The following is a 25,571-nucleotide window of genomic DNA, read 5'->3' as shown; positions in this document are numbered from 1 at the left end:
CCTTTATATTCATTAAATTTCATTAAATATTCAACCGATGTCTGACACGCCGATAAGAATTAAAACCGTTTCCCAATTCCACACTTTACGGGGTTTGCCAAAACCAAAGCATCCGCTGATCAGCGTGATCAGTTTCGATGATATGGAACAGACGGAACCCGGCAGGCAGAATTTGATCTTTGACTTTTATATGATTGCTGTGAAAAGAGACATGGGCCACCAATACAGATACGGGCAGAAAGATTATGATTTTGATGAAGGCGTAATGTTCTGTATGGCACCGCATCAGGTCCTGAGCATTACAAGAGAAGAAAAAGGTAAAAACCCATCCGGATGGATGCTGATGGTTCATCCGGACTTTCTATGGAATACGGCAATGGCAGGCGCCATCAGAAAATATGAATTTTTTGATTATTCTGTGCATGAAGCTTTGTTTTTATCCGGAGACGAAGAAATAAAGGTCCTGCAGATCATTGAAAATATTAAAGAAGAATATCAATCAAACATTGATGCGTTTAGCCAGAATATCATTATCTCCCAGCTGGAAACACTTCTGAATTATTCCGAACGGTTTTATCAGCGCCAGTTTATCACCCGTCACAAAACGCATCACCAGGTTTTAGAAAAATTAGAAGTTTTGCTTAATGATTATTTTGAAAGAGACGATTTTAAGGAAAAAGGCTTGCCGAGCGTACAGTTTCTTTCGGATGAATTAAAGATGTCTCCGCCATATATGCGGAATCTGTTGAAAACACTGACCGGAAAAACTACACAGCAAATTATCCACGAAAAACTCATTGAGAAAGCCAAAGAAAAGCTGTCAACAACTGAGCTTTCCGTAAGTGAGATTGCTTATGAATTAGGGTTTGAACATTCTCAGTCTTTCAGCAAATTGTTTAAAGCGAAAACTGAGATTTCACCTTTGGAATTCAGGAAGTCTTTCAACTGACAGCCGGAAACCTACGGCTTATCAAATACATCTTCCCTGATATTCTGCTTGTGGGTCCTGCCCCATTCAGAAAGTGCCGTAATCGTATTTTTCAGGGTCCTGCTGTAATCTGTGGAAACATATTCTACGATAACAGGCGTCTGTTCGGCATGAACAATTCTTTTGACAAAACCGTTAAGTTCAAGGTCCTTTAATTCATTGGAAAGCACCCTTGCCGAAATCCCGGTAATGGTTCTCTGCAGTTCATTGAAACGGATGCTGCCGTGTTCCTGCAGTACAATGATAATTTTAAGTTTCCATTTGCCGCCGATAACATACAGGGCATCTTCTACGGAAGAAAGATTTTCCGAACATCTTCCGCCATGCATAGACTCTTCTGATATAACAGCGTTTTCCATAAATTTCCTATTAATCACTAACTGAAAGGTTACTGCTAACCTTTTGTTTACTGCTAACTTTTCATTAGCAAATGTACATAATTTTGTAGAAGAAATTTAATTTTTAAGAACATGAAAAGTATACTTCACATTATTTCAAGTCCGAGGACGGAAGTGTCGGCAAGCAGAAAATTAGGAAATGCCGTGATAGAGGAAATCCTGGCAAAATACCCTGGCAGCAGCATAAAAGAGCGTGACCTGACAAAAAATCCGGCTCCTTTTCTGGAAGAGGTACACATCAACTCATTTTTTACGCCGGCAGAAAACCGCAGTCCTGAGCAGGAAGCCATTAACCAGTATTCTGAAAGCCTGATTTCCGAACTGCAGGAAGCTGATATTATTGTAGTGGATTCTCCCATGTACAATTTTTCAATCCCTTCAACGCTCAGATCGTATTTTGACCATACTTCAAGGGCCGGATATACCTTCCGGTATGAGGAAAACGGACCGAAAGGCCTGCTGGAAAATAAAAAATTATACGTTGCTTTTACCTCAGGGAATATTTACTCTGAAGGTCCTTACCAAAGTTATGATGCCAATGTGCCTTATGTCAGGAATGTTTTTGGCTTTTACGGAGTAACCGATGTGAACGTGTTTCGTGCAGAAGGCCTGTCAATTCCGGGAATTATGGAAAACGCTTTAGAAAAAGCAATTGAAAATATCATGATTGATTAAATCATAAATGAGTGAATTGATGGAGTGATCTCCGGCAGATTAAGCAGATTTTCTACAGATATCTATTTCCGTAATCTGCCGGAGATTTAAAATTAAAGGCTGCAATTGTATTTGCAGCCTTTCAATTATGCTTCAGTTTCAAAGAGCAGCCGTTCCCCGGATTTTTGCTCATTGATTTTCCCGTTATCATATACGAGGTTCCCGTTGACAAAAGTATGGGTAACTTTAGAATGGAATTCCGTTCCTTCCAGCGGGCTCCATCCGCATTTGTAAAGGATATTTTCCTTGTTAACCGTCCAGCTTGCATCGAGGTCCGTCAGAACCAGATCTGCCTTATATCCTTCCCTCACAAAGCCTCTTTTCTCAATCCTGAAAAGAATAGCCGGGTTGTGGCACATCTTTTCAACGATTTTCTCTAAAGAAATTTTACCGTTTTTATAGTTTTCCAGCATTACCACCAGAGCATGCTGAACCAGCGGCGCACCTGAAGGGCACTTGGTGTACACATTCTGTTTCTCCTCCCATGTGTGAGGCGCATGATCCGTTGCTATTACGTCAATCCGGTCATCCAGCAGCGCTTCCCAAAGCCCGTCTTTATCTTCCTGTGTCTTCACTGCAGGATTCCATTTAATCAGGCCGCCTTTCGTTTCATAGTCTTCATTGGTAAAAGTAAGATGGTGGACACAGACTTCTGCCGTGATTTTTTTATCTTTTAAAGGAATATCGTTTCTGAAAAGCTCCATTTCTTTTGCTGTTGACAAATGGAAAACATGAAGCCGGGCCCCGGTTTTTTCCGCCAGTTCAACCGCTTTTGAAGAGGATTTGTAACAGGCCTCTTCACTCCTGATCAGGTGGTGGAATTTTACAGGAATGTCTTCACCGTATTCATCCATATATTTCTGGGTATTGGCTTTAATCGTCGCTTCGTCTTCACAGTGAACCGCAATCAGCATCTTGGTATGGCTGAAAATATTTTCAAGCGTTTCAGGATTATCTACCAGCATGTTTCCCGTGGAAGAACCCAGGAACAGCTTGATGCCGGGAACATTCCGCGGATTCGTTTTCAGCACCTCTTCCAGGTTGTTATTGGTTCCGCCCATCATGAAACCATAATTGGCATATGCTTTTCGGGAAGCAGTTTCGTATTTATCCGCTAACAGCTCCTGTGTTACCGCATTCGGAACGGTATTCGGCTGATCGATAAAGCTGGTAATTCCGCCGGCAACAGCAGCCCGGGATTCTGTTTCAATATCGCCTTTATGGGTCAGGCCCGGCTCGCGGAAATGTACCTGGTCATCAATAACGCCAGGCAAAAGATATTTTCCTGAACCGTCAATTACCCGATCTGCTTCTTCCGGGATAGAAACGCTTATTTTAGAAATCAGATCATTTTCAATGAGCACGTCGCCTTCAGAGATTTGTCCTTCGTTAACGATTTTTACGTTCTTGATTAAGGTCTTCATTTGCTTTTTTAGAAATTAGAGGTTAAATACCAGAAGCCAGTTTTAAGTTATGAATTATGAGTTGCAGGCAATCCCTAATTCCCAACTCTCATATCCGGCCTTAGTAAAAGCAAAATTAAGGTTTATGAACGAATTTTAGTGCCGGCAATCAAAAATCAATTTCTAAATATTTACATTTGCAGAAAATTTCACCTTTTGAAATCAGAGATTCCATCTGACCGATAAAAATAAAATTAACAGATGAAAAAACTTCTGAACGAGACTATTATATATGGAATTGGGGCAATCATGCCGAGAATTATAGTCGTATTGCTTAATTATTTGTTTATAAAAAATATAAATAATGAAGACTTTGCGATTTTCACCAATCTTTATGCATTGATTTCATTTGTTAATATCGTCCTTTCTTTCGGTTTTGAAACCGCTTATTTCCGGTTTTCCTCCAATAAAGATAATGAACAGAAAGTGTTCAATACTTCATTTTGGTTCCTTACAGGTTTATCCACCGTCTTTTTAGCATTGGTTTTATTATTTAATCAGCCGATCGCCGATATTTTCGGATACTCGCAAACTCCTGAATTTATCAGATGGTTTGCATGGATTGCATTTTTTGATAATATCCTCGTCATCCCGCTGGCCTGGTTCAGGTTCAATAACAGGCCGATAAAATATACTGCAGTAAGGGTGATTCAGGCTGTTTTCCAGAGTGTTCTTGCTATTTCCTTATTCCTTTACATTCCGCAGGAATTAAGTTTAAAACTGGGTTTAAAGGAAAAAGTATCATACCCTTTCTACAGCAATTTAGCAGCAAGTGCTTTAGGCGTTTTACTGGTGATGCCGGTTATCCTGAAGATAAGATTTCAGTTTTCAAAAGCGCTTTTTCTGCAAATGATCAGATATTCATGGCCGATCATGATTGCCGGCCTCGCTTTTATGGTAAATGAAAACTTTGATAAGTTTATACAGAAATTTATTATTGATGCCGGTGATGCGGGAGCTTATGGAGGCTGTTATAAAATGGCGGTACTTATGACGCTTTTCGTTACTGCTTACAGAATGGGAATCGAACCGTTTTTCTTTAAACAGATGCAGAGTGAAAATGCAAAGCTTACTTATGCAAAAGTAACGGAGTATTTTTCATTTTTCGCATCAGTGGTAGCTCTCGGAATTATTGCCAATGTTTCATGGATCAAACTTTTACTGGTACCGAACAGTTCTTACTGGGTAGCACTGAACATCATCCCGGTCATTGTAATTGCCAACCTGTTCTTCGGAATTTATTACAATCTTTCGACATGGTATAAAGTAACCGACAGAACCAGGATCGGAACATATATTTCATGGACGGGAGCCATTATTACCATAATTTTAAATCTTATATTTTTAAAAGAATACGGATTTATGGTTTCAGCATGGATAACTTTGGCAGCTTATTTTCTGATGATGATCCTTTCTTATTGGCTGGGTCAGAAATATTATCCTATTCCATACAGGATGAAGAAAGTTTCTTTTTTTATCATTCTCTTGGCAATCTTCAGCTATGTGATCGTAGGCTTTTTTGATTATAACTTATGGATCGGAAACTTCCTGTTCCTGGTATACACTGCTGTCCTGATCTATTCCGAGAAGGGGATGCTCTTATCTAAAATCAGAAGATAAATCCTGACGTCCGCAAACAGCTTATATTCAAATACTTATTCTTAAAGAAGTATAATCAGCATCATAACAAATGGTTTTATTGCTATCTTTATCAAAAATTAAAACTCAACAAATAAAAAAAACATACTGTATAATTTATGAAAATTATTGTTCCTATGGCCGGACGTGGTTCCAGATTGCGTCCGCACACACTTACTGTTCCAAAACCTCTGATCCCGATCGCAGGAAAACCGATTGTACAGCGATTGGTGGAAGATATCGCTAAAGTTGCAGGTGAACATATTGAAGAAGTAGCTTTTATCATCGGGGATTTTGGTCCGGAGATTGAAAAATCCCTCATTCAGATCGCTGAAAAATTAGGAGCAAAAGGAAGTATTTATTATCAGAATGATCCTCTGGGGACAGCCCATGCGATCAAATGTGCTGAACAGTCAATGAGCGGTGACGTAGTTATTGCCTTTGCCGACACCCTTTTCCGTGCAGATTTCGTACTGGATAAAAACTCAGACGGGGTAATCTGGGTAAAAAGTGTTGAAGATCCTTCCGCATTCGGTGTGGTAAAGCTTGACAATTATGGTTTCATAACGGATTTTGTAGAAAAACCTGAGGCTTTTGTTTCAGATCTTGCCATCATCGGGATCTATTATTTCAACAGTGCTGAAAAGCTGATGGATGAAATCAATTATATCATGGAAAATGATATTAAAAACGGCGGTGAATACCAATTGACCACTGCGCTGGAAAACCTGAGGGCCAAAGGCGCAAAATTTTCACTGGGCAAAGTAAATGACTGGATGGATTGCGGGAACAAAAATGCAACCGTGGAAACCAACAGTAAGATCCTTGAATATGAGCGGGAAGAAATGTCCGTCTATCCCGTTTCTTCACATATTGAAAATTCACTGATTATTCAGCCCTGCTTTATCGGGGAAAATGTACAGATCTCCAACTCAAAAGTCGGCCCGGGTGTTTCTTTAGGTAATAATACGATTATCGTTAATTCAAATATTGAAAATTCCCTGATTCAGGAAAATACAAGGATCAATCACGGGAACCTTTCCAATTCAATGATCGGAAATTCCGCACAATATTTTGGGGTGGCCAGAGAAATTTCTTTGGGGGACTATTCCGTTCTGGATTTCTTGTCCAAATAACCTGACAGCTAAAAAATAATTCAACTCAATACAGTAAATACAGACCACACAAAACATTTTGTGTGGTTTGGCGTTAATATTGCACGATTTTTAATTTGAAAGGTAAATATGAGAAACTGGATTATAGCACTGTCATTAATTTTTTTGGTAACTTCCTGTAAAACGAGAAATTCTGCCCGAAAGAATGACAGACGTGTTAAAACGGACAGTACTTTTGTTTTTGAGGATAACAACAACAGACAGCCCAGGAACAGCAATGAACCGGTAAACGATAAATTTGCTTTTTTCGAGCATGTGCTTGTACAGCCTGCCTTCGAACAGATAAAAATCAGCAGTAAAGTCAATGTGGAAACCGGAAGCTTTATTCCGACTCTGGATGCTACCATTTATATTGAAAAAGATAAAAAAGTATGGATGACGCTCCAGGCATTTGTAATTACGGTTGCCAGGGGAATTGCAACGCCCGAAGGCATTAAAGGTCAGGATAAAACGAGTAAAACCTATATTGATTCCGATTTTGATTATCTTAACAATTTACTGAATGTGAATTTTATTGATTACAAATCACTGGAAAAAATCCTGATCGGCAGAACGTTTGTAAAAATTAATGATTCTCAGTTTACACTGACAAGAAATGCGCAGGGCTTTAAAATGGCTTCCAATGTCAACCAGAAAATTGTAACGGATAAAAAAACAAGGGAATACAAAATAACCCTTCAGTATGATAAAAATTATGATCTGCTGGCAGTGAACCTGAAAGATGTGCTGACTCCCGACGAACTGGAAGTATCATACAGCAACTGGGAAGAAATCAAAGGGATCCGCCTTCCTAAAAATGTTAAAATAATTATAAAAGGGTCAAAAAGCAGCCAGATTTTACTGGAAAATACGAAATTTGATTTTTCTAGGATGGATACGCCTTATTCTGTACCGTCCAGTTATAAGAAAATCGAGATTCAATGATTAAAAAATTTAGCTTTTTAATAGGTATCCTTTTATTTTCCCTGCATCACGGGCAAAACGTAAAAAAAGAACAGCTGCAAAAGCAAAATGCCGAACTAAAAAAACAAATTGCACAGATAAATACAGATTTGGCAAAAACCAGAAATGAATCTAAACTTTCGGTGGCTTATTTAGATAATGTCAATAAAAAACTGGTATTGAGAGAAAAAGTATTTACAAATACCCAGAAAGAAAAAAGGTTTATTGAAGATGAAATTTACCTTCGTCAGCTGGAAATCAATCATCAGAATAAAGAGCTTAAAATTTTAAGGGAAAATTATGCAAAGGTTTTAGTCAATGCCTATAAAAATAAAGGCGTACAGAATAAAGTCACTTTTATTCTTTCTGCCAAAAATATGGGAGAGGCAATCCGGAGGGTCCAGTACCTGAAACAGTATTCTGATTACCAGGATAAAAAAGCAGCTGAAATATCCGACGTTGCCGCAAAAATAAAGCAGAACATTGCCGCAAAACAGAATTCTGCAAAGGCAAAAGCCAATCTTTTGGTTAACCAGCAGAAAGATTTAACCACCATCAATGCTGAAAGAGCCCAGAAAGAACAGCTGGTGGCTGAATTCAGAAAGAATGAATCCAAATTGAGTTCTGAGCTCAGACAGAAGCAGGTACAGTCTAAAACACTGGAAGGGCAGATCAGAAGCATCATTGCCGAAGAGATAAGAATAGCAAAAGCGGAAGAAGAAGCGAGGAAAAAAGCAGAAGCAGAGAAGATCCGTCTTGCAAAAATTGCTGCAGAAAGAGAAAAAGCAAAAATAGAAGCTGAAAATAAAATCAGGGCTGAAGCCCTGGAACGGGAGAGGCTGGCTGCAGAATCAGCAGCTAAGAAAGCAGCGGAACTGGTGACAAAAAGAGCGGAAGAAGAACGTAAGCGTAATGAAGATGCTGCCAAAGCCGAGGCTACAACAAGAGACGAGGCCAGAAAAGTAGCTGCTAAAAAGGCGTCTGATGAAGCCACTGCAAAAGCCAAAGAAGCCACGGAAAAATTAGTACAGGCCAGAGCCGCCGAAGCGGCGCTTACCAGGAAAAAAGAGGATGATAAGAAAGCTGCTGAAACCAAAGCGATGACCAGTTACGGAGTAACAACCGTTACAGGCAGTAATTTTGCCGATAACAAAGGCCGCCTCGGGTATCCTGCGGACAGAGCCGGGCAGATCACGCACCGTTTCGGAAGACATCCGCACCCCGTATTTAAAAATATTGACGAGGAAAATAACGGGATTAAAATTTCGGTACCTTCCGGAACAAGAGCCAAATCCGTATATCCGGGAACCGTTTCTTCCGTGCTGGCAAACAGTGACGGTACCAAGACGGTTATACTGAAACACGGAAATTATTTTACGATCTATTCCAACCTGGGAAGTGTAACGGTATCCAAAGGCCAGCAGGTATCAGCAGGCACTTCCGTAGGGGTAATCGGGCAGGATTTTGACGGCACTTACACCCTTGATTTCCAGGTATGGAATGGAAGTACACCGGTAGATCCATTAGGTTGGGTTTCCTATTGATAAAAAGATTAACTTTGTAAAAAAAATAAGATGAATACGTTAACAATACTTTCCTTGTCATGGCAGCACATCCTGATTGTAGCTGTAATACTTTTACTGCTTTTCGGAGGTAAGAAAATCCCTGAACTGATGAGAGGCGTGGGTTCCGGTATTAAAGAATTTAAGGATGCCGTAAAAGAAGAAGACAAACCCGGTGCAGAGAACAAGCCAACCAATAATACTCCTTCAGGCAACTAAATTCTCTATACCAATGAATTTTACAGAAAATGCATGGCAGGTTTTCAATCAATCTATTGAAGACTACCATGTGCATGATCACGTTAATACTCTAATCAATAATACGTTCGAGAAAGATACTTTGGAACGGATTTTGTATGCAAAGAACTGGATTGATACCGTTCAATGGCATTTGGAAGATATAATTAGAGATGAAAACATTGATCCGGCTGAAGCTCTTCAATTGAAAAGAGCCATAGATGCTTCCAATCAGAAAAGAACTGATCTGGTAGAATTTATAGACAGCTGGTTTCTTGATAAATACAAAAATATAACTCCTAAACCTGAAGCAAAGATCAACACCGAGACTATCGCATGGGCGGTAGACAGATTGTCAATTCTTGCACTCAAAGTTTATCATATGTCGTTAGAAGCCAACAGAGATTCGGCTTCAGAAGAACACAGAGCCAATTGTAAGGCCAAGTTAGATGTGCTTCTGGATCAGCATAAGGATCTCTCAACTTCTATTAATCAATTGCTTTCTGATATTGAGAACGGTGATGTTAAGATAAAGGTGTACAAACAGATGAAAATGTACAACGATGAAAGTCTTAATCCAATCCTCTATCAAAAGGGGCAAAAATGAAACGATTATTTTTTTGTGGAACAATACTTATCATAACATCCTGTACAACGGAAAAACCTAATTTTTCTCCGCTGTCTTCCAGCTTTTACAGTGAAACCAAAGGATCAGATTCAAAAAGGGATACAAAAAACAGCATTGAAATCAACATAAAAGGAAATGTAAACGCATCCGAGATATCCAATCTCATTGCTACTTTCCCGGATTTCAAAAACGCAGCATTAAACAATGAAATTACAGCCCTGAAGTACAGCCTTCAGAATTATTTATATGCAATAGATGTAAATAATCCTGGAGGAAAGAAGAAGGCTTTCAGGGATTTTGAAAAATCTTACAAAAGAGTCCAGAAACTACGACAGGAGCTTAACAGTGACGATAATGAAGTACTTAACCGTTATCTTGTGAGGTTAAAAACAAATGTTTCTGCGATCGAAGATTATATTAAGGGAAATTAAATTAATTAAGGGGCACCACCAATAAAATCAATGATTAAAATTCAGGCAGAATCCAATGTGCCTACAGAATACGGCACTTTCCGGATGATCGCTCTATCCGAAAACGAAAGTGACTGGATGCCGCACATGGCCATTGTTGCAGAAAATACAGATTTTTCAAAACCTGTCAATGTACGCTTCCATTCAGAATGTATTACCGGAGAAGTTTTCCATTCAAAAAAATGTGAATGCGGCCAACAGCTTGATGCGGCAATGAAATACATCCAGGAAAAGGGCGGTATTATCATTTACCTTCGTCAGGAAGGACGAAACATAGGAATTATCAATAAGTTAAAAGCATATTCTTTACAGGAACAGGGTTTTGATACGGTGGAAGCTAATCTGAAGCTTGGACTTCCTGCGGATGACAGGAACTTTGAAGTAGCCATTGAGATCCTGGGATTATTGAATATTACGGATGTCAATCTGCTGACCAATAATCCTGAAAAGGTAAAATATGTAGAAGAAAGCGACATTCATCTTAATTCAAGAATACCATTGCAAATTCCTGCTAACGAAACGAGCCGAGGATACCTTCAGACAAAAAAAGATTATTTCGGACATCTGATCGATGACAACGAATAATTAAAATACCCAACAGACAAAAAAATCTCCGGAATTAATTCCGGAGATTTTTTGTAATTATAAAAAACTGAAAAGATATTTTCTTAATTGCTTTTGGTAACTTTTACCTTGGAATCATCAATATTATAATATTTGATAACGCTGTTGTAATTTTCATAATTTACTCCTGCATTCTTTCCTGCACTCGCCGGAACAAGAACAATTCTGAATCTCTGATTGTTGAGGTATTGAGCAGCTTCGCCGGAGGCATTCAATGTTGACAGGTCAAAGTTCTCGTCATCAATACTGATCTGTACGTTCTGGGTATCAAAAATAAAGTTGTACTGAAATTCCCTGTTATTGGTAAGATACATCATTTTAGGGATCAGTTGCCATGAATCACCTAACCAACGGTATACCAATACTACATCAGTACCCTCAATATTAATACCCTGTCTGAATGCATAACTGTTTCCGTTATTGAATGATCCTGTAACGTCTGCGACTCTTGAATATGTATCGAAATCCTCATCGTCATCCTTACAGCTGAATATGAATAAGCCAACGAAAGCCAGCAGTAACATTGGAAGAAATTTTTTCATTTTATAAAGGTTTGTTTGTTTATTATATTTACCGTATCCAAAACATATACCAAAAGTTGATAAAAACATTGGTTTCATCATTTTTTTAATTGTATTTTTGTTATTATTCAAAATTTATGAAAAGACTGGTTTATACTCTGGTTTTTATTTCCTTTTTTCTGAGTTTGAAAATCAATGCCCAGTATCAGCCTGAAAACCTCTCCAAAGAAGATTTGAAAAAGGCACACCACTGGGTTGACAAGACATACAGAAAACTTTCTCAGGATGAAAAACTGGGACAGCTGTTCATCGTAGCACTTTATACCAACAAAGGCGAAAACGAGATCAATGCCGTAAGAAATATCGTTGTCAGTGATAAAATCGGAGGGCTGATTCTGATGCAGGACGATGCAGCGAAAGAAATAAACCTTGTCAATGAATTCCAGCAAAAATCAAAAGTCCCCCTGATGATCGGGATGGATGCGGAATGGGGCGTGTACCAGAGAATTGCTGCTGCTTATAAATTTCCATGGGCAATGACGCTGGGAGCGATTCAGGATAAAAGCCTGATTGAGAAAATGGCAGCCAAGATTGCTGAAGACTGTCACCGGATGGGCATCAACTGGGATTTTGCGCCTGTGGTTGACGTCAATACCAATCCCAATAACCCGATCATCGGCAACCGGAGTTTTGGGTCAGAAGTGAATAATGTGATTACTTCTGCCCTGTCCTATTCAAACGGACTTCAGAAAAACAATATTTTAGCGGCAATAAAACACTTCCCGGGACACGGGGACACCAGTACGGATTCCCACTTAGACCTGCCTGTAGTTTCGCACAATCTGGAAAGACTGGAAGCTGTAGAACTTGCGCCTTTTAGGGCTTTAATGGATAAAGGCATCGGCGGCGTAATGGTAGCCCACCTTTATGTTCCCGCGCTCGAGTCCGGAAAGGGAATTCCGGCATCGGTTTCTAAGAACATCATTACAGGCCTGCTGAAGGAAAAATTAGGCTATAAAGGCTTAATCATTACAGATGCGTTGAATATGGGTGCCGTAGCCAATAAATACAAACCCGGAGAACTGGATGCCTTAGCTTTTAAAGCCGGAAATGATATTATGCTGTTTTCCCAAGGCGTGGCGGAAGGAAAAAAGCTAATCCAGAAAGCGATTGATAATGGAGAGATTCCACAGTTGAGGGTAGAGGAAAGTGTGAAGAAGATCCTTCTGACCAAATATTTTTTAGGATTAGACCAATATTCGCCCAAAAATCCTGAGCATATCAACGCGGACCTGAATGATGATTCCCACAAAGTTTTAGTTCAGAATTTGTATTCAAATGCGCTTACATTATTAAAGGATGAAAAAAAACTGCTTCCCGTAAGCGGGAAGCAAATCTACTATGTCCCTTTGGAAGAAGCACCTTATCAGGCTTTTGCCAATCGGCTGGGTTCAGATGTTATTATTAAAAAAGCAGCGGAAATCAGATCCATTCCTTCAAATTCAACCGTGATCGCAGGCTTCCATAAAGACAATTCAACCGCTTATAAGCCTTATAAAATTTCTGAGGCTTCAAAAAAAGTCCTGGCTGACCTTACCAGGAACCAGAATGTGATCCTTACTGTTTTCGGAAGCGCTTACGCCCTGAAAGATATTGACCTGTCTAAAGTTTCCACCGTTCTCGCAGCTTATGAAAACAATGATGATTCCATGACGGCAGCTGCAGATGCACTCAACGGAAAAACAAAAATATGGGGCAGGCTTCCCGTACTGGTCAATGATCAGTTAAAAGCCGGAGCCGGAATAGAATTGAATCCTGTTTCTGAAAATACAATTACGAATCAATAGCAGTTATTATTACACCATCAAAACAATTATACACCAATGAAAATAGGCATACTTTGCTATCCGACCTACGGAGGGAGCGGAATTGTAGCAACAGAACTGGGCATGTCCCTGGCCAATAAAGGCTATGAAGTCCATTTTATAAGCTCTGCCCTTCCCGCAAGACTGGATATTACCAACCCTAATATTTTCTTTCACCGGGTAAATGTTCAGACCTATCCGCTTTTTCAGTACCAGCCTTATGATATTGCACTGAGCTCCATGATCTACCGTGTCGTAAACCTTTATAAACTGGACCTGCTTCATGCCCATTATGCGATTCCTTATGCCTATGCCGCTTTTACGGCCAAACAGATGCTGAAGGAGGACAATAATGATATTCCATTGGTCACAACCCTTCACGGAACGGATATCACGTTGGTAGGGCAGCACCCGAGCTATAAACATGCGGTAGAATTTTCCATTAACCAGTCAGATGCCATTACTTCGGTTTCAGAAAGCCTGAAAAGAGATACGTTGCAGTTTTTTAAAATAAAAAAAGAGATCCAGGTCATTACCAATTTTATTGATAATTCTGAGTTTGAAGAGCGCAATGACTGCCAAAGGACCCAGTTTGCCAATAATGACGAGAAAATCCTGATCCATGTTTCCAACTTACGCCCGGTAAAACGGATAGACGAAGTTCTGCAGATCTTTAAAAACGTCCAGAAAAAGGTAAAATCTAAATTAATCATCATCGGGGAAGGCCCGGACATGGAGAAAGTGAATCAGTTTTTAGAGGAAAACCCGGAACTGATTTCTAAAATCCGCCTGCTTGGCAAAGTTAATGACCTGTACAAAATCCTTCAGCTTTCGGATGTCTTCTTGCTGCCTTCCGAACAGGAAAGCTTCGGTCTTGCTGCGCTGGAAGCAATGGCTGCACATACGCCGGTCATCAGCTCCAATGCAGGAGGAATCCCTGAAGTGAACATCCAGGGCGAGACAGGATTCCTGGCGGAAATCGGTAACGTGGAAGCCATGAGCAATTATACCATTAAGATTCTGAGCAATGAGGAACTCCTGGCCCAGATGAAGAAAAATGCCAAAGCGCAGGCCATTAAATTTGACCTGAGAAACGTACTTCCGGTGTATGAGGAAATGTATAGAACAACGATTGAACATTTTAAAAACGAAATTACCACGATATAATTGAGCTGCAGATTGCAAATACATTATTCTATATCATATCAAAGCATCCTCTCCCGGATGCTTTTGCCTGTTATCATTTTGAGGATTAAAAGTCGCCGTTTATTTACAGTTTTTAGAAATTTAAAAAGCTTATTTCTTCCCAATTAAAAAAATTCTTACATTAGTTGTACCACAAAAACACAGCTGATGACCGAAAAATTATTACAGTATCTCTGGAACTTCAAGATATTCAAGCATTTTGATTTTATTGACGTTGAAGGAAACCCTGTTGAAATCATCGCATTCGGGAAATGGAATACCAACGCCGGCCCGGATTTTTTAGATGCAAAAGTGAAAATCAGGAATGTTATGTTAGCCGGACATATTGAACTTCATATGAAATCGTCTGACTGGATTTTCCATAACCACTCCCAGGATCCCAATTACCGGAACATTATCCTTCATGTTGTTTTCCATCACGACATAGACATCAATGAGTTTACCGATAAAAATATTCCGACACTGGAACTGAAAGACTATATTGATGAAGAGGTACTCAAAAAATATGAGAAACTGGCAGACGGAAACCGGTTTATTCCCTGTGAGCCTGTTTTTGAAGCTTCCAAAATCCCGGTAGCCTTTCATGAAGAAAATATCCTGAAAAAGCTGGAAGAAAAATCGCTGGATTTTGAAAAGAGCCTGCAACAGTTTAAAAATAATTTTGAAGCCGTTTTATTCCATAGCCTTGCTTACTCATTTGGGCTTAAGGTAAATGCTTTTATTTTTAAACAGATGGCTGAAAGCATAGATTTCACTATCATCAATAAGGTCAGGCAGAACCAAACGCAGCTCGAAGCCCTGCTGTTCGGCGTTTCCGGATGGCTTGATCATCCGGCAGACGAACAGATGAACCTCTGGAAACGGGAATTTGACTTTATCAAAGCAAAATTCAATATTTCAGAGGTACAGTTCCATCCTAAGTTTTTGAGATTAAGGCCGCCTAATTTTCCTACCATCCGGCTGTCTCAACTGACTGCTTTGTACTATCGTCACCAGAACCTGTTTTCAAAAATTATCCATATCAAAGATGCCGATGGACTTTCTGAACTTTTTAAAGACGTACAAGCTTCAGAATATTGGGACGATCATTTTAATTTCGGTAAAATTTCAAAAATTGAGCAGCCTAAAACGCTGACGAAAGAATTCACGGATCTGGTCATCCTGAACACCGTCCTGCCCCTTAAATACACCTATCATAAATACCAACATGAAGAGATTGCAGATGAAATCATCCGTTTTTACCATACGCTTTCTGCAGAAAAGAATTCGGTAACGGAAGAATGGAAAAAACTGGGGGTAGAAATCAGGACTGCCCTGGAAAGCCAGAGCCTTATTTTTCATTATAAACATTCCTGTGAAGAAAAAAATTGCCTAAATTGCGGCATCGGTTTTAAACTTTTAAAAGATTCTTAAGATGCTTGACAACATGCGCCATAAAATGGAAAGGGAATGGTTTGGCGTTCTTACGAGAACTGGAGCGAAACTGGGGATTCCCGTATCGAAACTCAGGGTATTCTTTATCTATTCCACTTTTGCAACCGCCGGATTTTTCTTTCTTATCTACCTCGGACTGGCATTTACCCTTTGGGTAAAGGATATTTTTATTACCAGGAGGCCTAATGTTTTTGATTTATAAATTATGGAATTTTTACAGATTATGTCACCTGAAGACTATAGGTTCCAGGAAATTTACCATTCCTACTGTACTGCTTTTACCGAAGACGAGAGAAGGGACCGGGACAAGCTGGCTGCTCTTTTTCTTCATCCCAAAGTAAAAATCGTTTCTATTTTGCATGAAACGAAAAATGCAGGATATCTTATCCTGTGGGAGCTGAGTACCTGTACTTTTGTAGAACATTTTGAAGTTTTCACGGAATTCAGGAACCAGAACCTCGGTTCTCATATCATGCAATATTTATCTGAAAACCATCCGCGGATTATTCTGGAAATCGAACCTGAAAATCGGGATGAAAACGCCGGAAGACGGTATGCTTTTTACAGGAAAAACGGTTTCAGTCCGATTGACGAAATGTATGTGCAGCCCAGTTACGGGAAAGACAAAAAACCTTTGAATTTATGGCTGCTCGCCAATTATATCCCTGAAAAGCTGCAGGAAGTTAAGGATGAAATTTATGATGTTGTATATCATTAAAATACGGATCCGGAGTTTGGTTTGCAGCTCCGGATTTTTTTAATTAAGTAAGCTTACAAGGGAAAAATTATGCATACACCTTAAGCTTAAATTTTTGATCATATACGCAGATCTGCCGTAAATTAGGTATGATCATTAATTATCGTTAAAACAGGATTTAATCTACTCCATATTCCAGTTTAATCGTGATGCTTGCTTCTTTTTCTCTGGAAGAAGTATTGAAGGTTCCGCCGTAGGAATAGTCTTCATTTGAATTCGGGGCTGTGATCTGGATAACACCCATCGTTGCTTTTTTAAGATTGCCCAAGCTGCTCCCTGAGTTTTCCGCTATTTTTTCTGCCCGTGCTTTGGCATCTTTGGTTGCCGAAGCAATCATTTCCTGCTTTACGGCAGCTAATTTTGTATAAAAATAACTGGGGGAAGAAGACGTAAATTCAATGCCCCGGTTGATGATTTCCGTGATATTTCTGGAAAGGTTTTCAATTTTTGCCACTTCCCTGCTTTCGATTGAAACTTTCTGCGTCAGGTTGTAGCCAGAGAATTCACCCTGGACATAGCTGCCGTTTGCATCGTTATAACTTCTGAACTGTTTCTGGATATCCACCGAAGAAAAAACAATTTCGCCCTGTTTTATCCCTTTGGAGATTAAATAGTCATTGATTACTTTCCGGTCTGAAGCCAGTTCGTCATAAGCAGCCTTCAGGTCAGGATTATTTTTGGAAAAACTTCCGGACCAGGTAATCAGGTTGGAAGTAAACTGTTTTGTCCCCAGGCCTGTTACAGCAATGGTATTTTCAGATTTATTCCTGTTTTTAATGGCATTTCCTAAAAAAGCAAAGCCTGCAATAAACCCGACAGCTGCTACAGCAACTGCAATGATATTTTTATACATACAAATAATTTGACCGTTCCATATTAGTTTTCAGCATGTTAATACATCAAATTCTATTCCATGCATGAGATTTTTAGAGGTTTTTTACCTTCTGTCTTCCTGCAGTCTTGCTTTAAAAACAGGGATCATTTCATCCATGCTCAGTAAAGCTCCGGATAAATTTTTAGACTTTACAAATGTCCGGGACTGCGGCCTTGAAATAAAAGAGAATGCAATGAATTCTGAAATTCTTTCTTTCGGAATTCCTTCTTTGGTAAAATAATCCTCTTCCACCCGGTCCCTGATCCACAGAATATCTTCCTGAAGGTCATCATATCGGTACTGCCGCTTCTGCCGCCTGGCCTTTCCGCTGATGAGGTCGTACATCCCCTGAACATTCAGCTGCCCTAAAATAATCGGGATCAGGACCTGCTTTACTTCGGCAGGCTTTTCCCGCATTTTGCCTCTGGGCTGCGGAAGCCCCACGGCATCCTGAACGGCTCTGCCTTTATCCGCTTTTGCTGCGGATCGGGCATCTTTTGTAAGGTCTCCGGTAATATGGGGAACCTTCACCTCTTCAATTTCGCGGGCCGTTCTTATCAGTTTAATATTCAGCTCTCCATTAAGGTTTTCACCGGTCCGTATTGAAGCTCTCTCAAAACCCGGCCTAGTGAATCTGATTTCATCTTTAGCCGAGGCATCGACAGAAAATACACCGTCTGCATCTGTATAGGTTTTTTTATCAGAAGTGATGTTGATGACCGTAACAGCAGGAAGTTCAATACCGTCTTCATCAGTAACTTTCCCTCTGACCGTTTGTGACAGAACCATACAGGATACTGAGAAAAGCAGCACACCTGAAAATCCGAATTTCATGACTGATGATTTATAATACCTCATTCCGGTTCAGTTATCTCTGTGTCTGCGGGGCCCTGTATGAGGAAATCCTGTTCAGAACGGCTCTTTGAAACCTCATTAGATCCGCATCGCTGCAAAACCCGTATTTCAAAATATTTTTTCTCTCAAAACCTCCTGCAAAAACATAATAGATAAAATGCTGGATCAGAGCACGATCAATTTTCAAATCGGTAAAATATTTTTCACCCAAAGCATAACGGAGGTAACTGCTCAAATCCACATCATCCCATTTGTTTTTAACTTTTCCAATAGAAAACCCCTGCCCCTTCGGCTGAACGAATTCCCCCGGTCTCGCCGCCATAATTCTGGGATCGGATTTCTTGGACATATAAAGGCCGAGATCGCTTTTCAGCTTCTGCACTTTTTTGGGAGAATCCAGGTTTTTAGAATCAATGGTAATATCCCCGGTGATGTCTTTTTTAATTTCCACCTCGGCAATCAGAGTTGCCGCTCTTACCAGTATTATATTGATTGGCGAACTGATATTTTGTACGGTTACTTTCTGCTGGGCCCGTTCATAGCCGTTTTTCACAAAACGCAGTTCGTCCCCTGCCCTGCCCGAAATCATGAAGTGCCCGTCCCGGTTGGTGGAAACCCTTTCATCGGTCCTGATGTTGATGACGGTTACTTCAGGCAGCTCATTCTGATCTTCGGAAATAATTTTCCCGAAAATATAGTCCTGGGCATTGGTATGGATAAAGAAAACACTGAATAGGAAAAAGAGTAGTTTAAGTTTCACAGGCTGTTGTTTAATCAGACAAAACTAAAGTTATTTTTTGCTTATTGCATAAGTTTAACCACAGTTAACGCGTTTTGGGATTTCTTTTAGATTTATATGCTCAAAACTGTTAAATAGCCAGTATAAATTGTTAAAATCTGACTTAAAAAATAGTTAACTTGCATGATCAATTCCATTCAAAATGCAAAATTCTTACACCGTCATCAATGCTTCGGCCGGTTCGGGGAAAACATATGCCCTTGTTCAGCGCCTCCTGATGATCTGCCTCCGTTATCCCAACCAGCAGCATGCGATCAGGAATATCCTGGCCCTGACTTTTACCAATAAGGCAGCGAATGAGATGAAGGAAAGAATCCTCTCCTGGCTTGGCAATTTTTCGGCTGATAATTACGTTAACAACGGAGACCTGAAGAATATTCAGAAAGCTTTTGAGGAACAGGGTCTGAAGATTACCATTGATGAGCTGCACGAGCGGGCAAAGAAAATGCTTGATTATGTCCTGCACAATTATTCTACTTTAAACATCGGGACGATAGACCGTTTTAATTCCCGTCTGGTGAGGAGCTTTTCGCATGAACTCGGCCTGGCTAAAAATTTCAACCTTGAAATTGAAGCAGAACCGTTCCTGATTGAAGCCGTTGATAAAATGCTGGACCAGATCGGGGAAAATGAACTGATCTCCAATTCCTTCATGGATTACGTAGATTACAGCCTGGAAAACAATGAACGGATCAACCTGAATAAAAACCTTTATGATTCGGCAAAAGAGTTTGTAAAAGACATTCATTATGAACACCTTAAAAACAATAAGGATTTTGATGCCGCCAATTATGAGCATATAAAAAATACCCTTCGGAAAGAAATTACAGCCAATAAAAAACTGGCGGCCGAAATTGCTTCAAAGTCTGTAGAACTCTTTACATCAAGAAATATCGGGATTGAAGATTTTGCACAGGGAAAAAACGGGATAGGAGGGTTTTTCACTAAAGTCCAGGATTTTTACCACCAGAAAAGGCCAGGCTTTCCTTTTCCGACCACCGCTGAAGAATCGGTACTTAACAATTACCGCAAAGGGGCTGCCTCCAAATCAAAGCATAAAGAATCTGAAATTCTTGAGATCCTGGAGCTGCTGCTGGAAAACAGGATGAAGCTGATCCTTCTGTATATTGAAACGCAGAAAAAAGAAAAAATCTTATCGGCACTCCTGCCTCTGAAAGTAAATAAGGATATTCAGGATGAGCTTAAAAAGATCGAGGATGAAAATGACCTGGTCTTACTTTCAAAATTCAATATCCTGATCAATGAAAACCTCAGGAATGAGCCTTCTGCATTTATCTACGAAAAGGTAGGGTCGCAGTTCCAGCATTATTTCTTTGATGAGTTCCAGGATACTTCCGAGCTCCAGTGGCAGAACTTCCTCCCGCTGAGAGACCATTCCGTATCTACAGACAACACTTCTTTTACGCTGGTAGGAGACCCGAAACAGAGTATTTACCGGTTCCGTGGCGGCGAAAGCAAATTAATGCTGGACATCATCAATAAAAAGGAAATTTCGCCGAAACCTGCCGAACTGCTGGTTTTAAAGGACAACTGGCGGAGCGCAAAAAATATCGTGACCTTCAACAATGAACTTTATAAATTCCATTCGGAGATTCTGGAGGAAGAACATCAAAACATTTTCGGAACGGATGCCGAACAGCATCCCAAATCTTCAAAGGAAGGCCGGGTAAAAGTAAACCTGATCGAGAATTTAACCAATGAATATTTTTATACCGATACCTCCGAATGCATGCGTAAAGACATCCAGGAAATCCTTGATAACGGCTTTACTTTTTCTGACATCACCATTCTCTGCAGGGGAAATTTCGATATTTTCAGCTACTCCCAAAAATTGGGAAACCTCAAGGTGCGCTACAAAGGCGAGGAAACCAATATCAAAACCATTTCAGACAAAGGCCTTACCCTAGAACTGTCCAACACACTGAAAGCGGTAATTGAGTTCCTGAAATGGGAAACCAACCCGAAAAACAAGCCCAGCCTGATCATGATGATGTATTACCTGAATAAGCTGGAAAGGATCCGCATGGCAGATTTCACTTTGGAAATGAAAGAGATCCTGGATATGGAATCCCATGAAAACACCATGGAATTTATTCAGAACAAGTATGCTTTACAGCTGAAGCAGGATAATTTCCCAAGGTTCAACCTGTATAATTTCGTGGAGTATTACATCAATGAATTTTCAGTTGAAAATAAAGAAACGGATTTCCTTCTGAACTTCCTGGAAATGCTTTTCAACTTCACCCAGAATGCGGGAGCAAGCGCAAAAGAATTCCTGAAATACTGGGATGAAGAGGCATCTGCCTATACCATTCAGGCTTCGGAAAATATTGATGCGGTACAGATCATGACCATCCATAAGGCAAAAGGGCTGGAATTCCCTGTTGTTTTTATCCCGATGATGAACAAGAACCGCGACGCGGAATTTACCAACTGGTTTGAAACAAGCCAGGACACGGCACTGAAATCTGTAAACATCAACCAATTCAGTAAAAACCTGGAGGTTTATGATAAGGAAATCGAACAGTTCAACAGGCAGAATTCTTATAAAAATGCTGTAGACAGGCTGTGCCTTCAGTATGTGGCTACCACACGGCCGGTAGAACAGCTGTTTTTTTATATTCAGAAAGCCAATAAGACCTCAAACAACCTGGAGCTTCTGGAATTCCTGCGATCTAAAAACACGGAAAACCTGGATGAATTCGATCTGTATCAAACCCATCCTGAAATGCTGAAAAAGTATACGAAAGATAAAACCTCATCCTTCAAAACCAGGGATATCCGGATCCTGAAGAATATCAATGAAAAAAACACGTCCATAAGGATTGCCACGCCATCAAAAAATTACCAGGTGAAGAATGAAAAGGTAAGAATCGGGCTCTTTGTGCATGAGTTGCTGTCCCAGATCAATACGTCCGCGGATATTCAGAAAGTACTGGACTGTTATATTTTAGAAGGCCATATCAGTATTGGAGAAAGCGAAGAGATCAGCCGCAACCTTCATGAGATCCTTGAAACATATGCTGAATTCTTTGACGGCCAATGGGAAATCATCAACGAAAGGGATATCATGATTTCAGAAAAAGGCGAAAGCAGGGTGTACCGGCCGGACAGGATGCTGAAAAGCACCGATGGCTATATCATTATCGATTTTAAAACCGGAGAAGAAAACCGGAAAGATGAACAGCAGATTGAAAATTATAAAAATATTCTTGAAAAATTAGGAAGAAAGGTACTCAAGACCCAGCTGATTTATTTGTAATAATAATCTTTACATATACATTCCGATATGAATCTGCAGCCGGCTTCATCAGCCGGCCTGTATTTTGATATACCAATAATATAGAGCCCGGTTATTTACCAAAACTGGTACATCTAAACCAATCGGGAAAATCTTTCCTTTCTTATTTTTGCACTTATCCTCATAATGGCATCACTTGCGCATTACCTGTCTGCGTTTGATTAATATCATTATTCTTTTACCCTTTATTCACATAACTTTATTAACACTTCTCAGATACTGACATTATTTATTTTAAGTCAGGAAAAAAAACTAATTGTTAATTAAAAGTACAGCCATGCCATGACATCAAATCCCATCCAACCGCCCTGATTTTTTTCTGATTATTCAGCATTTGTCAACCATTAAAATAAAATAATATGAAAACTAAAATACTATCCTTTATCCTGCTTCTTTTCATGCTCACAGGCATGAATGCGCAGGCTCATTACTTTTATTACTACCATGGGAAAAAGTACCCGCTGCAATTAGATAAATCCTCAATTGCAGTTACATCCGCCACTACTGATGCGGCAAAAATGCTTAAAGCAAAAACAGCGGTCGTGGAAACATTTCCAAAAAATTCACTGTTGAAAGACGGAAAAAAGATCATCGACCGTACCAAAACTTTTTATGTGGAAATAGAATCTGATGCAACACTTTCAGATGAGCAGTATATTGCCGATATAAGAGAAAAAAATATGCGTAAAGATATTATTATCGCCTCGCCGTGCTTTCTGACTTCCGAAGGTCAGAAGATGGGCCTGTCCAATAATTTCTATGTAAAACTCAAATCAAAGAATGACTTAAACCGACTGAATGAATTGGCTGGAAAAAACAATGTTGAAGTATTAGGGTATAATGAATATATGCCCTTATGGTTTACGGTAGCCTGCAATAAAAACTCAACTTTTGCCAATGCCATAGAAATGTCTAATCTGTTCTATGAAAGCGGGTATTTTGAAGCTGCAGAACCGGAATTCATGTACCATAACCTTCAGGCATCGGCAGATCCTTCATTCGGCAGCCAATGGTCTCTGAAAAATACAGGGCAATACGGTGCCGCCTATACGGGAATAGACATCAAAGCAGAACAGGCCTGGACCTTATCTACAGGGGCAAATGTAAAAACAGCTATTTTTGACCACGGTTTTGAAATGAACCATCCTGATCTTGCCGCGAACGTTTTCGGGACAGGTTATGATGCACAAACCAATACCTCGCCTTCTGTAGTGCGGGGAGATCATGGGACCGCGTGCGCAGGCATCACAGGAGCTGTGCAGAACAATAACCTGGGCATCAGCGGCGTGGCCCCGAACACCAAACTGATATCCATAAGTATCAACCTTACTTTTGCAGATACCCCTCAGCAGCTTGCGAATGGTTTTAACTGGGCTACGGCAAACGGTGTTGAAGTGATCAGCAATTCATGGGGAGGATATACACCTTCCGTCATTATTGAAAACGGAATTACCAACGCCCTTGTTAACGGCAGAGGCGGAAAAGGGATGGTGGTTGTTTTTGCAGCCGGTAATGAAAACAACACCAGTATCCGGTATCCCGGAATTTGGGATCCGAGAATCCTTGTGGTAGGCGCCATGAGCCCTTGCGGCCAGAGAAAAAGTCCCAGTTCATGTGACGGTGAAGCCTGGGGCAGCTGCTACGGGACCCAGCTTGATATTATGGCTCCGGGCGTAAAGATGCCAACCACGGACAGACAGGGAAGCAACGGGTATGATCCGTCCAACTATGCTCCGGCTTTTAACGGAACCTCATCTGCCTGCCCTGTTATTGCGGGCGTTGCAGCCTTGATTCTATCCGTCAATCCCTGCCTGACGGCACAGCAGGTGCGTGATATTATAGAACAGACAGCCCAAAAGGTAAGAACTGATCTTTACAGCTATGCATCAACTTCCGGAAGATCTAACGGAACATGGCATACCCAGATGGGATACGGACTGGTTAATGCCTATGCAGCCGTTGTGAAAGCTAAAAGCATCTACAGCCTTGCGGCGTTCGACAGCCCTGCAGATATCGGTTTGGAACCGAATCCTTCAGCTACTACATGGGCAAATATATACCAGAGTAAAGATATCTGGAACAGGCGCACCAACAGTGCTTTGCTGAACCTTACCCATCAGGATCCGGGGTATCTGGGACCCGGGCATAACGTAATGAGATTCAGGGTACGAAATATCGGATGTACTACATCTGCCACTGCTTTTGCAAGATTATACTGGACAATGGGTTCTACCGGTGAAACATGGCCTAATTCATGGAACGGGATCCAGCTCATCAACGGATATTCTGCCGGAGGAGAGCTTACCACGCCTTATACGGGATTTAATTCCTCAAACTCATATGCAACAGGGCAGGGATTCAAGATTCCGGCTCTGGCACCCGGACAGACCTATATCATTGATGCCAAATGGACTCCGGTAAATCCTGCAATTTACGGCGGACTTACGGACAATGTAGTATGCTTCCTGGGAAGGATCGCAACACCTGGCGACCCGATGTATAATGAAAATCCGGGCCCGAATGCGCCGATACAGCCTAATGTAACCAATAACAACAATATAGTTACAAGAAATACAAAACTGGTAAGCCTCAGCGGCACTTTCCCTAAAAAATCAGGTTTCTTCTTCGGAAATTACCTTGATTATGACAAGCCGTTCGATATCAGATTCAACCTGATAAAAGATTCCAATGTGCCGTTTAAAAGTGCGACCCGAATTATTATCAAACTGAATAAACCGACATGGGAAAGATGGGAAAGCGGCGGCAAAAAGCTGGATGGTATAGAAGTCTATAATTATAATGAGCGCGAACTGGTCATCATGGATCCCGCAAATGCAGTTATAGGAAACGTAGTGCTGAAACCTGATGAATATTTTCCTGTCGAGGTATCATTCCAGGCTTCTTCAAGCATTTCGACTACCGAAGATTATGATTTAGCGGTATCTCAAAACCTGACCGATAATGCAGATGAGATCTATGGAAGCGTTTGCCACTTCCTTGTTACGATCAATGAGAAAGACGTTGAAGAAGGTGAGCCGTACTGTGATGAGAAATGCAGACAGGCAAAAATGCAGCCTTTGGTACTCTAGGATATAAAAC

Annotated in this window: 23 protein-coding genes; 17 read left to right on the top strand and 6 right to left on the bottom strand. The window is 40.4% G+C overall.

Translation table 11 applies throughout. The features are described 5' to 3' along the window. The first annotated feature begins 37 nt into the window (after positions 1 to 37). Positions 38 to 949: an AraC family transcriptional regulator gene (locus tag SD427_RS02545; RefSeq protein ID WP_320559746.1), complete on the top strand. Its 912-nt coding sequence runs from the start codon at positions 38 to 40 to the stop codon at positions 947 to 949. An 11-nt stretch (positions 950 to 960) separates the two neighbouring features. Here SD427_RS02545 and SD427_RS02540 read toward each other — a convergent pair whose 3' ends face one another. Beyond that, positions 961 to 1,347 carry a helix-turn-helix domain-containing protein gene (locus SD427_RS02540; RefSeq protein WP_320559745.1) on the bottom strand — a complete coding sequence of 129 codons (387 nt, stop codon included), beginning with the start codon at positions 1,345 to 1,347 and terminating at the stop codon, positions 961 to 963. 111 nt (positions 1,348 to 1,458) lie between these two features. Here SD427_RS02540 and SD427_RS02535 point away from each other — a divergent pair, with 111 nt between their 5' ends. Next, a complete protein-coding gene (locus SD427_RS02535; RefSeq protein WP_320559744.1) occupies positions 1,459 to 2,061 on the top strand; it encodes an FMN-dependent NADH-azoreductase in 603 nt (200 codons plus the stop codon). 125 nt (positions 2,062 to 2,186) lie between these two features. Here SD427_RS02535 and SD427_RS02530 read toward each other — a convergent pair whose 3' ends face one another. Beyond that, complete coding sequence (locus tag SD427_RS02530) at positions 2,187 to 3,524, bottom strand: dihydroorotase (RefSeq protein ID WP_320559743.1); 1,338 nt, start codon at positions 3,522 to 3,524, stop codon at positions 2,187 to 2,189. Between the two features lie 240 nt (positions 3,525 to 3,764). Here SD427_RS02530 and SD427_RS02525 point away from each other — a divergent pair, with 240 nt between their 5' ends. The 8 genes from SD427_RS02525 (at position 3,765) to ribA (ending at position 10,800) form a co-directional block, all read left to right on the top strand. Continuing rightward, the gene (locus SD427_RS02525) at positions 3,765 to 5,183 is read left to right on the top strand and encodes a lipopolysaccharide biosynthesis protein (RefSeq protein WP_320559742.1); all 1,419 of its coding nucleotides are present in this window, start codon (positions 3,765 to 3,767) and stop codon (positions 5,181 to 5,183) included. A 137-nt stretch (positions 5,184 to 5,320) separates the two neighbouring features. Further along, positions 5,321 to 6,337 (top strand): sugar phosphate nucleotidyltransferase, encoded by a 1,017-nt coding sequence (locus SD427_RS02520; RefSeq protein WP_320559741.1) that lies wholly within the window; start codon positions 5,321 to 5,323, stop codon positions 6,335 to 6,337. A gap of 108 nt (positions 6,338 to 6,445) precedes the next feature. Next, positions 6,446 to 7,300: a DUF4292 domain-containing protein gene (locus SD427_RS02515; RefSeq protein ID WP_320559740.1), complete on the top strand. Its 855-nt coding sequence runs from the start codon at positions 6,446 to 6,448 to the stop codon at positions 7,298 to 7,300. Continuing rightward, a complete protein-coding gene (locus tag SD427_RS02510; RefSeq protein WP_320559739.1) occupies positions 7,297 to 8,862 on the top strand; it encodes a peptidoglycan DD-metalloendopeptidase family protein in 1,566 nt (521 codons plus the stop codon). The genes SD427_RS02515 and SD427_RS02510 overlap by 4 nt, the downstream gene beginning before the upstream one ends. 30 nt (positions 8,863 to 8,892) lie before the next feature. Continuing rightward, positions 8,893 to 9,099: a twin-arginine translocase TatA/TatE family subunit gene (locus tag SD427_RS02505; RefSeq protein ID WP_320559738.1), complete on the top strand. Its 207-nt coding sequence runs from the start codon at positions 8,893 to 8,895 to the stop codon at positions 9,097 to 9,099. Between the two features lie 13 nt (positions 9,100 to 9,112). Continuing rightward, complete coding sequence (locus SD427_RS02500) at positions 9,113 to 9,724, top strand: DUF4254 domain-containing protein (RefSeq protein WP_320559737.1); 612 nt, start codon at positions 9,113 to 9,115, stop codon at positions 9,722 to 9,724. Continuing rightward, positions 9,721 to 10,176: a hypothetical protein gene (locus SD427_RS02495; RefSeq protein ID WP_320559736.1), complete on the top strand. Its 456-nt coding sequence runs from the start codon at positions 9,721 to 9,723 to the stop codon at positions 10,174 to 10,176. Before SD427_RS02500 ends, SD427_RS02495 begins: the two co-directional genes overlap by 4 nt. 30 nt (positions 10,177 to 10,206) lie before the next feature. Further along, positions 10,207 to 10,800, top strand: a complete 594-nt coding sequence (ribA, locus tag SD427_RS02490; protein WP_320559735.1) for a GTP cyclohydrolase II — start codon at positions 10,207 to 10,209, stop codon at positions 10,798 to 10,800. A gap of 83 nt (positions 10,801 to 10,883) precedes the next feature. Here the strand turns inward: ribA and SD427_RS02485 are convergent, their stop codons facing one another. Then, positions 10,884 to 11,381: a hypothetical protein gene (locus SD427_RS02485; RefSeq protein WP_320559734.1), complete on the bottom strand. Its 498-nt coding sequence runs from the start codon at positions 11,379 to 11,381 to the stop codon at positions 10,884 to 10,886. A gap of 116 nt (positions 11,382 to 11,497) precedes the next feature. Here SD427_RS02485 and SD427_RS02480 point away from each other — a divergent pair, with 116 nt between their 5' ends. The 5 genes from SD427_RS02480 to SD427_RS02460 all read left to right on the top strand — a co-directional run bounded on the left by SD427_RS02480 (position 11,498) and on the right by SD427_RS02460 (position 16,583). Next, positions 11,498 to 13,207, top strand: a complete 1,710-nt coding sequence (locus SD427_RS02480) for a glycoside hydrolase family 3 protein (protein ID WP_320559733.1) — start codon at positions 11,498 to 11,500, stop codon at positions 13,205 to 13,207. A gap of 36 nt (positions 13,208 to 13,243) precedes the next feature. Continuing rightward, positions 13,244 to 14,392 (top strand): N-acetyl-alpha-D-glucosaminyl L-malate synthase BshA, encoded by a 1,149-nt coding sequence (gene bshA / locus SD427_RS02475; RefSeq protein ID WP_320559732.1) that lies wholly within the window; start codon positions 13,244 to 13,246, stop codon positions 14,390 to 14,392. A 186-nt stretch (positions 14,393 to 14,578) separates the two neighbouring features. Beyond that, positions 14,579 to 15,844 carry a DUF2851 family protein gene (locus SD427_RS02470; protein WP_320559731.1) on the top strand — a complete coding sequence of 422 codons (1,266 nt, stop codon included), beginning with the start codon at positions 14,579 to 14,581 and terminating at the stop codon, positions 15,842 to 15,844. A gap of 1 nt (position 15,845) precedes the next feature. Continuing rightward, positions 15,846 to 16,067, top strand: a complete 222-nt coding sequence (locus SD427_RS02465) for a PspC family transcriptional regulator (protein ID WP_027387129.1) — start codon at positions 15,846 to 15,848, stop codon at positions 16,065 to 16,067. Between the two features lie 3 nt (positions 16,068 to 16,070). Further along, a complete protein-coding gene (locus SD427_RS02460) occupies positions 16,071 to 16,583 on the top strand; it encodes a GNAT family N-acetyltransferase (protein WP_320559730.1) in 513 nt (170 codons plus the stop codon). A gap of 157 nt (positions 16,584 to 16,740) precedes the next feature. Here the strand turns inward: SD427_RS02460 and SD427_RS02455 are convergent, their stop codons facing one another. From SD427_RS02455 to SD427_RS02445, 3 genes are all read right to left on the bottom strand, one after another. Continuing rightward, a complete protein-coding gene (locus tag SD427_RS02455; protein WP_320559729.1) occupies positions 16,741 to 17,475 on the bottom strand; it encodes an SIMPL domain-containing protein in 735 nt (244 codons plus the stop codon). 84 nt (positions 17,476 to 17,559) lie between these two features. Next, entirely contained in the window at positions 17,560 to 18,330 is a 771-nt protein-coding gene (locus SD427_RS02450) for a carboxypeptidase-like regulatory domain-containing protein (RefSeq protein WP_320559728.1), read from the bottom strand. Between the two features lie 34 nt (positions 18,331 to 18,364). Further along, positions 18,365 to 19,111, bottom strand: coding sequence for a carboxypeptidase-like regulatory domain-containing protein (locus tag SD427_RS02445; RefSeq protein WP_320559727.1), 747 nt, complete (start codon positions 19,109 to 19,111; stop codon positions 18,365 to 18,367). A gap of 181 nt (positions 19,112 to 19,292) precedes the next feature. Here SD427_RS02445 and SD427_RS02440 point away from each other — a divergent pair, with 181 nt between their 5' ends. Both SD427_RS02440 and SD427_RS02435 read left to right on the top strand, forming a co-directional pair. Then, positions 19,293 to 22,433, top strand: coding sequence for a UvrD-helicase domain-containing protein (locus SD427_RS02440; protein WP_320559726.1), 3,141 nt, complete (start codon positions 19,293 to 19,295; stop codon positions 22,431 to 22,433). Between the two features lie 398 nt (positions 22,434 to 22,831). Further along, positions 22,832 to 25,561, top strand: a complete 2,730-nt coding sequence (locus SD427_RS02435; RefSeq protein ID WP_320559725.1) for a S8 family peptidase — start codon at positions 22,832 to 22,834, stop codon at positions 25,559 to 25,561. The last annotated feature ends 10 nt before the right edge of the window (positions 25,562 to 25,571 follow it).

The sequence above is a fragment of the Chryseobacterium sp. JJR-5R genome, from assembly GCF_034047335.1.
Lineage (GTDB): Bacteria > Bacteroidota > Bacteroidia > Flavobacteriales > Weeksellaceae > Chryseobacterium.
The sequence above is the reverse complement of the archived record's forward strand: the minus strand, read 5'-3'. Positions and strand labels throughout refer to the sequence as shown.

Excerpts from the sequence above, each read along its gene's own strand:
- SD427_RS02545 (WP_320559746.1), top strand. The coding sequence starts at position 38 with ATGTCTGACACGCCGATAAGAATTAAAACCGTTTCCCAATTCCACACT.
- SD427_RS02540 (WP_320559745.1), bottom strand. The coding sequence starts at position 1,347 with ATGGAAAACGCTGTTATATCAGAAGAGTCTATGCATGGCGGAAGATGT.
- SD427_RS02535 (WP_320559744.1), top strand. The coding sequence starts at position 1,459 with ATGAAAAGTATACTTCACATTATTTCAAGTCCGAGGACGGAAGTGTCG.
- SD427_RS02530 (WP_320559743.1), bottom strand. The coding sequence starts at position 3,524 with ATGAAGACCTTAATCAAGAACGTAAAAATCGTTAACGAAGGACAAATC.
- SD427_RS02525 (WP_320559742.1), top strand. The coding sequence starts at position 3,765 with ATGAAAAAACTTCTGAACGAGACTATTATATATGGAATTGGGGCAATC.
- SD427_RS02520 (WP_320559741.1), top strand. The coding sequence starts at position 5,321 with ATGAAAATTATTGTTCCTATGGCCGGACGTGGTTCCAGATTGCGTCCG.
- SD427_RS02515 (WP_320559740.1), top strand. The coding sequence starts at position 6,446 with ATGAGAAACTGGATTATAGCACTGTCATTAATTTTTTTGGTAACTTCC.
- SD427_RS02510 (WP_320559739.1), top strand. The coding sequence starts at position 7,297 with ATGATTAAAAAATTTAGCTTTTTAATAGGTATCCTTTTATTTTCCCTG.
- SD427_RS02505 (WP_320559738.1), top strand. The coding sequence starts at position 8,893 with ATGAATACGTTAACAATACTTTCCTTGTCATGGCAGCACATCCTGATT.
- SD427_RS02500 (WP_320559737.1), top strand. The coding sequence starts at position 9,113 with ATGAATTTTACAGAAAATGCATGGCAGGTTTTCAATCAATCTATTGAA.
- SD427_RS02495 (WP_320559736.1), top strand. The coding sequence starts at position 9,721 with ATGAAACGATTATTTTTTTGTGGAACAATACTTATCATAACATCCTGT.
- ribA (WP_320559735.1), top strand. The coding sequence starts at position 10,207 with ATGATTAAAATTCAGGCAGAATCCAATGTGCCTACAGAATACGGCACT.
- SD427_RS02485 (WP_320559734.1), bottom strand. The coding sequence starts at position 11,381 with ATGAAAAAATTTCTTCCAATGTTACTGCTGGCTTTCGTTGGCTTATTC.
- SD427_RS02480 (WP_320559733.1), top strand. The coding sequence starts at position 11,498 with ATGAAAAGACTGGTTTATACTCTGGTTTTTATTTCCTTTTTTCTGAGT.
- bshA (WP_320559732.1), top strand. The coding sequence starts at position 13,244 with ATGAAAATAGGCATACTTTGCTATCCGACCTACGGAGGGAGCGGAATT.
- SD427_RS02470 (WP_320559731.1), top strand. The coding sequence starts at position 14,579 with ATGACCGAAAAATTATTACAGTATCTCTGGAACTTCAAGATATTCAAG.
- SD427_RS02465 (WP_027387129.1), top strand. The coding sequence starts at position 15,846 with ATGCTTGACAACATGCGCCATAAAATGGAAAGGGAATGGTTTGGCGTT.
- SD427_RS02460 (WP_320559730.1), top strand. The coding sequence starts at position 16,071 with ATGGAATTTTTACAGATTATGTCACCTGAAGACTATAGGTTCCAGGAA.
- SD427_RS02455 (WP_320559729.1), bottom strand. The coding sequence starts at position 17,475 with ATGTATAAAAATATCATTGCAGTTGCTGTAGCAGCTGTCGGGTTTATT.
- SD427_RS02450 (WP_320559728.1), bottom strand. The coding sequence starts at position 18,330 with ATGAAATTCGGATTTTCAGGTGTGCTGCTTTTCTCAGTATCCTGTATG.
- SD427_RS02440 (WP_320559726.1), top strand. The coding sequence starts at position 19,293 with ATGCAAAATTCTTACACCGTCATCAATGCTTCGGCCGGTTCGGGGAAA.
- SD427_RS02435 (WP_320559725.1), top strand. The coding sequence starts at position 22,832 with ATGAAAACTAAAATACTATCCTTTATCCTGCTTCTTTTCATGCTCACA.